Raw genomic sequence first — 8,012 nt, forward strand, 5'->3', positions numbered from 1 at the left:
CGATGAAACACCTGCAACCCACCGAGGCCTGGCGCTGGCTGCAAGCGCAGGCCGATCAGCCACCCGAGCGCCGTCCGCTGTTCGTGGACGTGCGCATGGAGATCGAGTCGCTCTACGTCGGGCGGCCGCCGGGCGTGGTCAACATCCCGTGGTACGAATACCCCGACTTGCGACCCGACCCGCAGGACTTTGCGCGCCGTGTGGAGCAAGAGGCGGGGGACAAAACCCGGCCCATCCTGCTGATCTGCCGCAGCGGCAAGCGCACGCTGGACGCGGGCGCCGCGTTGGAAGCGGCGGGCTTTACCGACGTGGCGCACGTGGTGCACGGCTTCGAGGGCGAGCTCGACGAGCATTTCCACCGCTCCAGCGTCAACGGCTGGCGCTTCGAAGGGCTGCCCTGGGAACAGATGTGAGCATGGCTCCGTCAGTGGCCGACCTACGGGCGCAGGCGCACGCGGTGCTGGCCGAGGTGTTCGGTTACCACGCCTTTCGCGGCCAGCAAGCCGACATCGTGGCGCACGTGGCGGGAGGTGGCGACGCGCTCGTGCTCATGCCCACCGGTGGCGGCAAGTCGCTGTGTTACCAGATTCCGGCCATTCTGCGCCAGCGCGCCGGTCTCGGGGTGACGGTCGTGGTCTCGCCCCTGATTGCCCTAATGCACGACCAGGTCGGCGCGCTCATCGAAGCCGGGGTGGAGGCCGCTTACCTCAACTCCAGCCTCACGCCCGAGCAAGCAGCGGCGGTGGAGCAGCGCCTGATGCGTGGCGAGCTCACGCTGCTCTATGCTGCGCCGGAGCGCATCGTCACCCCGCGCTTTTTGGCCCGACTGCAGGCGCTGCACGATGCCGGACGGCTGGCGCTGTTTGCCATCGACGAGGCGCACTGCGTCAGCCAGTGGGGGCACGATTTTCGGCCGGAATACCGCGAGCTGGCGCTGCTGCCCGAGCGCTTTCCCGGCGTGCCGCGGGTGGCGCTAACGGCCACCGCCGACGCCATCACGCGCGCCGACATCGCCACCCACTTGCGGTTGGAGGGGGCAGCCACCTTCGTGGCCAGCTTCGACCGGCCCAACATCCGTTACACCATCGTGGAAAAGCGCGACAGCCTGCGCCAGCTGCTGCGCTTCATCGAACGCGAGCACGGCGGCCCGCACGGCCACGACAGCGGCATCGTCTACTGCGCGTCGCGGCGCAAGGTGGAAGACGTGGCCGCGCGCCTGCAGGCCGCAGGCCTGCGCGCCTTGCCCTACCACGCGGGCTTGGACAACGCCACGCGCCAGCGCCACCAAGACCGCTTTTTGCGCGAGGACGGCCTCATCATGGTGGCCACGATCGCCTTTGGCATGGGCATTGACAAGCCCGACGTGCGCTTCGTCGCGCACCTGGACCTCCCCAAAAACATCGAGGGCTACTACCAGGAGACGGGCCGCGCTGGCCGCGACGGCGAGCCCGCCGACGCCTGGATGGCCTACGGTCTGCAAGACGTGGTACAGCAGCGCCGCTTGATCGACGACAGCCCTGCTGACGAGGCGTTCAAACGCGTGCTACGCGCCAAGCTCGACGCGCTGCTGGCGCTGGCCGAGTCCACCGACTGCCGCCGCCAGCAGCTGCTGGCCTACTTTGGCGAGTCGAGCGCCCCATGCGGCAACTGCGACAACTGCCTGCAACCCCCACAGACCTGGGATGCGACCGAGCCCGCACGCAAGCTGCTGTCGTGCATCTACCGACTGCAGCAGGCGGGTGCGGCGTTCGGCGCCGGACACCTCATCGACGTGCTGCGCGGCCAAGCCACCGACAAAGCGCGCCAGCACGGCCACACGGCGCTGTCCACGTTCGGCATCGGGCGCGAGCTGGACGAGACCCAGTGGCGCGCGCTGTTGCGCCAGCTCATCGCCGTGGGCGCGGTGCAGGTGGCGGGCGAGTTCCACACCCTGCACCTGACGCCAGCGGCGCGCCCAATCCTGCGCGGCGAGCAAAGGGTACGCCTGCGGGTGTCGACGGCGAGTGCCGGCGAGCGCCGCGCGCGCGACCGCGATGAGCGACGCCTGCGCGCCGTGGCCAGCGACGCCCGGCTGCCGCTGCAAAGCCGCGAGGTGCTGGCCGCCCTCAAGGCGTGGCGCGCGGCGGTCGCGCGCGAGCACGACCTGCCGGCCTACGTGATCTTTCACGATGCCACCCTGCGCGCGATCGCCGAGCGGCTGCCGCGTCACGCGCACGAGCTGCTCGATATCCCCGGCCTGGGCGACAAGAAGCGCGAGGCGTACGGCCGCGAGGTGCTGCGCGTGGTGGCCCAAACGCTACCGATCACCGACAAGGGCGCGTCTGCGCACCCGGTCGTCGACCTGATGGCGAAATGAGCATTCAGTTGCCGCTTCCCCGTAACACGGCGCAATGATCGACCGACGGCGTGGCCGGGGTGAGCCAGATGGCATCCACGCTGGCTTCGTGCGCGCTTTGGCGATGGTTGGCGCTGACCATGGCGACGGTCACGAGCACACCCGGTGCGTCGGCCGCCGCGCCGTGGCGCTGCAGGTGAACCGGCACGCCCCGGTCGCGTCGCACGTGCTGCTGTCCCGCCACCAGCACCGTCGTCTGGCCGACGCGCGAGCGCTCGCGCAGGGTGGTGGCCATGGCGTCGTCGCGCGCGAGCTGGATGCGCGCCATCGGCACCCATTGCGTCGGCGGCAGCTGCCCGCAGTGGCCCTCGTCGATGGCGCGCAGCAGCGCCTCTTGCGCCGGTGTGGGCAGCATTTGGTCCCAGTACGCCTCGCGCATCACCCGTGCGTGCTCGGTGCGGGGCAGGTTGCCGCCCCACACCGGTATGCCGGCGCGCACCGCGGCCATCACCATCGGCCCGTAGCGCTGCCAGGGCCATCCACTTTCGTTCCAGCGCAGGGCTTGCCGGACGGCCTCTTCCGTGCTGTCGGCCGCCAGCCCCTCCGTGCCATGGCCGCGCTCGGCCATCTCGATGACGAGCGCGTGCAGCCGCCCTTGCTCGGCCAGCGCCTGCACCACCCACGCATGCAGACGCTGGTGCATGTCGGCATCGTGCTGCTCGCCGAACAGCAGCCAGCGCGGCGTGCCCAGTGCCTCGAGCCGGGCTCGCAGCCAGCGTTGCGGCTGCTCGGGGTCGAGCACCGCGAACGGCTCGGGCGCGGCCATCGTCGGCGCGACGGCGCCCACTGCGCAACACGCGGCGGCTGCCATCAGCCAGGATCGGCGCGTCAGAGCGGGAGCATTCATACCCCATCATAGTCCGGGATGCCGATATGATGCAGCCACGCCGCCCCCGCGGCGCATCGCCTTTGTGGTTTTCGACCGGAGCAAACACCTATGGCCAAAAAAACCGCCCGTACCCCGAATCCCAGCCGCGCCCTCGACATCGGCATCGACGCGGCTGACCGCGCAGCCATTGCCGAAGGCCTCAGCCGCCTATTGGCCGATACCTACACGCTGTACCTGACCACGCACAATTTTCACTGGAACGTCACGGGGCCCATGTTCAATACGTTGCATGCCATGTTCATGCAGCAGTACACCGAACTGTGGAACGCGGTCGACCCGATTGCCGAGCGTATTCGCGCGCTGGGGCACATCGCGCCGGGCTCGTACGCCGAATTCGCGCGCCTGAGTTCCGTGCCGGACGCGCCGGCGCAGCCGCCCAAGGCGCTGGAGATGGTGCGCCTGCTGGTGCAAGGGCACGAAGCGGTGGCCCGCACGGCACGCAGCCTGTTTCCGCTGGTGGACAAAGCCCATGATGAACCCACGGCCGATTTGCTGACGCAACGGCTGGCGGTGCACGAGCAAACCGCCTGGATGCTGCGCAGTTTGCTGGAGGAGTAAGCGCCAACCGTTGCCGCTCGCCAGCGGCTGCCTGCGGATGGCAGCAGGGGCATCCCGCCCCTGTTTTTAGTGCACCACGACCGGCGTTTGCGCCAGCGACGCGTAGCGCTCCAGCGTGTCCTCGACTTCTTCCTGGGTGGGCGTGTTTTGTTGCCAGGCCTCGATCTGCTGCTGAAACAGCTCGGCCCAGGAGCCATCCAGGTACACCTCCTTGCCGGAGCGCTTGTCCACGATCTCGAACCCGTGGCGCGGCAGCACCGGCCGCGGGGTGTCGCTGTCGGCCGCGCTCGCCACCTCCTGGGCGTTGGCCAGGATGTGGACCACCGCGAAACTGTCGGAGTTGTAGAGCATGTGCATGGCCACACTATCCTCGAAAGACGGAATCCCTGCAAGCAGCGGGTCCACTGGGGTGGGTGGTGTCCGCTGACGTACCGGATATTGGGTCGCGGCCGGCGTTTTTCAAGGGGATGCCGTGTGGCGCCATGCACGCAACTGTTGATCGACCCGGTCGCCATTGGCCTGCTGCAGCACGATGCGCACTGGCAGGCCGGGCAGCGCTGGGCTGAACCACAGCTCGACGCCCAAGCCCCGCTCGGCGGTGCCCGTGGCGCTGCGACGCAGCCGCAGGGTGTCGAACTCGCCCGCAGGCAGCGCGAGGCGCTCGTGCTCGACGACTTCGAACGTCCATGTCTCGACCTGGTTCGAGCCCACGACGGGAAGGGACCAGCGCTCGCCTGGCTGGGCACCGTCCACCCAGGGCCCGAGTTGGATGAATACCGATAGCCGATCCTGGGTACCGGCGGGCAGCCCGTCGAGCCGTGCGCCGTCATCCGACAAGGCGTGCGCCGGGGCACCGCTGGCCGCCCACTCGAACGTCAGTCCGCGCGTGCGGCGGGCGCGGTCCTCGAAGCGCCGCGGCTGCAGGCCTTGGTGCGAGAGGGTGCCCACGCTGGATTGCGTGCGCGTGCCGACCAGAAACGCCCGTAACGTGAGTTCGGCGCGGTAGCGCTCACCGTCCCACTGCCAGTCCAGCGTGGCTTGCGCGCGGTAGTTCAAGCCGCGCGCTTCGCCGAGCACGTCGTAGTGCAGTTGGGCAGAGGGGGGCGGTTGCCACGCCGCGACCGTGTTGCCGGGGCTTGCTGGGCGCAGGGGTGCAGCCTCGGCTACCGTCAGCGCTTCGGGCGGCTGCGGTACTGCACCGGGGGCCTCGGCGACGCCGGGTGCCTCGGCGGGGGTGGAGGGGGGCTCGGCCAGCGCGGGGCTGGTGTTTGCCGTGCGCGACGGCAAGCCATCGTCGCGGGGCTGTGGGGGCGTTTGGGCAGCGGCCGGTGGGGTGCGTGGACGGGCGTCGGGGGGCCTCGGTGCAGGGGGCTTTGACTGGGGCTTTGACTCCAACGGGGCGGGGCGAGCCGACGGCGCCAGCAGCGCGGCGGCCACCACGGCCGCGCGTGCGCCATCGGGGCCGCGGCCCGCGGGGGACGCGGGCGGCCACAGCAGCGCCAGCGCCGCCGCATGCAACGCGACGACACCGGCCACGGCAGCGGCGATGCGCAGACGCGGCGCGAGCAAGACGCCGACCTTCATGGACGCGATACTAGCGCCTGCATCGCACATTCGGGAGAAGCCACCCATGAAGCTCGCCACCTATCGCGACGGCAGCCGCGACGGACAGTTGGTCGTCGTCTCGCGCGACGGCGCGCTGGCGCACTACGCCACCGGCATCGCCGATACGCTGCAGCAGGCGCTCGACGACTGGAATTTCATCGCGCCGCAGTTGCACGATCTGGCGGTCACGCTCGATCACGGCAAAGCGCGGCACGCGTTCGCGTTCGACCCGCGCCAGTGTGCGGCTCCCTTGCCGCGCGCCGTGGGCTGGTGGGTGCCCGAGCCCGACGGCGACGAGCCGCTGCCGTGGCGCAGCGATGCCCTCTGGGGGCCGGTGCAGCCGCTGCCGGCGGTAGCAGGGGTGGCCGACGTCGCCCCGACGCTGGCGGCCATTTGCGGCGATGTGGGGGCAGGGGTCGAGGCGTCGGCGGCGCTAGAGGGGGTGCGGCTGCTGGCGCTGGCCTGCCTGTGGCGCCACGGCTACGATGCCCCCGAGCGGCCCTGGGGCGTCAGCGTCGCGCCGTGCGTGGTCACGCCCGACGAGCTGGGGTCGGCGTGGCGCGACGGGCGGCTGGCGCTGAGCGTGACCACGGTCTGTCAAGGGCGCAAGCTCGGCATCGCGGACGGCGCCGACCAGCCCAACTCATTTGGGTCGTTGTTGGCCAACGCAGCGCGCTGGCGGGGGCTGGCAGCGGGGGTCGTGGTCGCGGGTGGGGTACTGCCCACCCCGTGTATCGAGGGCGATCCGCCCACGTGGCCGCGTGGTTACGCCTCGCTGGCGATGCGCCGGGCTGCCGAGGCGCGCGCCCTGGGCCACATCAGCACGCCCTGGTTGACGGCGGGCGACCGTGTCCAGATCGAAGCCCGCCTGCCCGACGGGCGTGAGCCCTTCGGCGCGATCGACGTGACGTGGCCCGCCGCCGGTCAGAGTGACGGCGTGGCCACGGGGTGGCTGCGCTCGTAGCGGGCCTGGCAATCCAGGCAGCGCAGGGCGGTGGGGGCGGCGTGCAGGCGTGCCGCGGGGATCTCGGCGCCACAATCGATGCACAGCCCGTACGTGCCCTGGCGAATGCGCTCCAGCGCGTCGTCGATGGCGCGCAGCTCGGCGGTTTCGCGCGCATCCAGCGCCTGCGCCAGATCGCGCTCGCCGTCGACCTGCGACCAGTCCCCGCTTTGGATGTCGTGGGGATCCGGGGCCGCCTCGGCGCGGCCGATCTTGCCGCCACGCTGGGCCCGAATCTGGGCGATCAGCTCGGTGCGCATCTGCTGCAGTTGCTGGGCGAAGGTGTCCGAGATGGGTTGGCTCATGGGATCCTGGTGTCTGATGTGTGGCCCCGCGGGCCGATGCTGGAATTGTGGCCACATTCCGCGCGCCGCACCAGTGGGGTTGGTGCAGGGTTTGATGCCGATCAAGCCCCTGCGGTGCTCGGGTGGGGTATCGCGGATGGGCGCCCTGTGGCATGCTACGGTAACCTTCACGCCAGTTGGCGCCCGCCGCGCCTGGGAGCCCGTCATGACCTCGCCCGATTTCAGCGCCTTGCACGCCGCGTTCGCTCCCTATGCCCGCTACGTTCCCGGGTTTGCCTTTTTGCAAGGCTTGGCCGGGCGTGACGCCGCGCCCGAGGCCCCGCCCGTGGCCCAGTGGGTCGCGCCCGTGTTCGACCCCGACGAGCTCGAGCGCCGTATTCGCGATTTGAAGGCCGTGCACTTTTGGCTCGAGCAAAACGCCCGCGCGCTGCAGGCCACGATCCAGGCGCTGGAAGTGCAGCGCATGACCCTGGCGACGCTCAAGGGCATGAATGTCAGTCTGGCCGAAATGGCGCAGGCCCTGGCGGGCGGCGCTGCAGTGGCGTCGGCCGCCAGGGCCTCCGGCGCCGCGCAGACCCCCGACGCACCCTGCGGCGAGCCTTCCACCGCCGCGGCAGGGGCGCCCGCGCCCGCCGTGCCCGGCGTCGATCCCGTGCGCTGGTGGCGCGCGTTGACCGAGCAGTTTCAGGGCATCGCCGCGCAGGCCATGCAGGACATGGCCCAGCAGGCTGCCCCCGACCCGAGTCCGCCCGAGCCGCCGCCAGCCCCACCACCCGCGGCGCGCCCCAAGCGTGCCCGCCCCCCGGCCAGCGCCTCGGCGCCAGCGGCCTTGCGCCCGGCTTCTGCACGGGCTTCTTCACGGAGGTCCCGCTCGTGAAGCGATTCGTCTGTGCGCACGCCACCCACCCCCAGTGGCCGGTGGCGGCGGCGCTGGTGGTCACGCAGCTGCGGGCCCAGTTGGCGGCGCGGGCGTCGGCGGCACCCGCGGCCGGAGGTGGCGCTACCCACGGCGGCGACGCGGGTCACACCACCACGCCGCTGGCGTTGGTGTACCTGACCGACCACTACGCGGGCGCGGCCGCCGAGATCCTGGCGTATCTGGGCGCCGAGCTGCCCCAGGTGACCGATTGGGTGGGGGCGGTCGGCGTGGGCATTGGCGCCACGGGGGTCGAGTACTGGGACGAGCCGGCGCTGGTGGTGATGCTGTGCGACCTGGCACCGGGCCGCTACCGGGTGTTCAGCGGTGTCGCCCCCCTG

The 8,012-nt window shown here is 70.9% G+C and carries 9 protein-coding genes and 1 pseudogene; 6 read left to right on the forward strand and 4 right to left on the reverse strand.

Going from position 1 to position 8,012, the window contains the following annotated elements; all coding sequences use genetic code 11:
- Nucleotides 1–2: 2 nt before the first annotated feature.
- Nucleotides 3–413 carry a rhodanese-like domain-containing protein gene (locus Q0716_RS04495; RefSeq protein ID WP_299020127.1) on the forward strand — a complete coding sequence of 137 codons (411 nt, stop codon included), beginning with the start codon at nt 3–5 and terminating at the stop codon, nt 411–413.
- A gap of 2 nt (nt 414–415) precedes the next feature.
- The gene (gene recQ / locus Q0716_RS04500; protein ID WP_299020129.1) at nt 416–2,356 is read left to right on the forward strand and encodes a DNA helicase RecQ; all 1,941 of its coding nucleotides are present in this window, start codon (nt 416–418) and stop codon (nt 2,354–2,356) included.
- A 4-nt stretch (nt 2,357–2,360) separates the two neighbouring features.
- On the opposite strand, the gene Q0716_RS04505 is transcribed toward recQ, so the two are convergent.
- A complete protein-coding gene (locus tag Q0716_RS04505) occupies nt 2,361–3,242 on the reverse strand; it encodes a ChaN family lipoprotein (RefSeq protein WP_299020132.1) in 882 nt (293 codons plus the stop codon).
- A 90-nt stretch (nt 3,243–3,332) separates the two neighbouring features.
- On the opposite strand from Q0716_RS04505, the gene Q0716_RS04510 reads away from it, so the two are divergent.
- A complete protein-coding gene (locus Q0716_RS04510) occupies nt 3,333–3,842 on the forward strand; it encodes a DNA starvation/stationary phase protection protein (protein ID WP_299020134.1) in 510 nt (169 codons plus the stop codon).
- 66 nt (nt 3,843–3,908) lie between these two features.
- Here Q0716_RS04510 and Q0716_RS04515 read toward each other — a convergent pair whose 3' ends face one another.
- Together Q0716_RS04515 and Q0716_RS04520 are read right to left on the reverse strand one after the other, a co-directional pair.
- On the reverse strand, nt 3,909–4,199 hold the full coding sequence (locus tag Q0716_RS04515) for a DUF3567 domain-containing protein (RefSeq protein ID WP_299020136.1): 291 nt from the start codon (nt 4,197–4,199) through the stop codon (nt 3,909–3,911).
- 102 nt (nt 4,200–4,301) lie between these two features.
- A complete protein-coding gene (locus Q0716_RS04520) occupies nt 4,302–5,426 on the reverse strand; it encodes a DUF3108 domain-containing protein (RefSeq protein ID WP_299020138.1) in 1,125 nt (374 codons plus the stop codon).
- A 46-nt stretch (nt 5,427–5,472) separates the two neighbouring features.
- Between Q0716_RS04520 and Q0716_RS04525 the strand changes: the two genes are divergently transcribed.
- Nucleotides 5,473–6,411, forward strand: a complete 939-nt coding sequence (locus Q0716_RS04525; protein ID WP_299020140.1) for a fumarylacetoacetate hydrolase family protein — start codon at nt 5,473–5,475, stop codon at nt 6,409–6,411.
- Here the strand turns inward: Q0716_RS04525 and Q0716_RS04530 are convergent.
- Nucleotides 6,372–6,755, reverse strand: a complete 384-nt coding sequence (locus Q0716_RS04530; RefSeq protein WP_299020142.1) for a TraR/DksA family transcriptional regulator — start codon at nt 6,753–6,755, stop codon at nt 6,372–6,374. The two genes, Q0716_RS04525 and Q0716_RS04530, sit on opposite strands and share 40 nt — an antisense overlap.
- 205 nt (nt 6,756–6,960) lie before the next feature.
- Here Q0716_RS04530 and Q0716_RS04535 point away from each other — a divergent pair, with 205 nt between their 5' ends.
- Entirely contained in the window at nt 6,961–7,632 is a 672-nt protein-coding gene (locus tag Q0716_RS04535) for a PhaM family polyhydroxyalkanoate granule multifunctional regulatory protein (protein ID WP_299020145.1), read from the forward strand.
- Nucleotides 7,629–8,012 (forward strand): annotated as a pseudogene (locus tag Q0716_RS04540) (hypothetical protein); the annotation flags it as partial. The gene Q0716_RS04535 and the pseudogene Q0716_RS04540, both read left to right, overlap by 4 nt.

The sequence above is a fragment of the uncultured Tepidimonas sp. genome (assembly GCF_938045175.1).
Taxonomy (GTDB): domain Bacteria; phylum Pseudomonadota; class Gammaproteobacteria; order Burkholderiales; family Burkholderiaceae_C; genus Tepidimonas.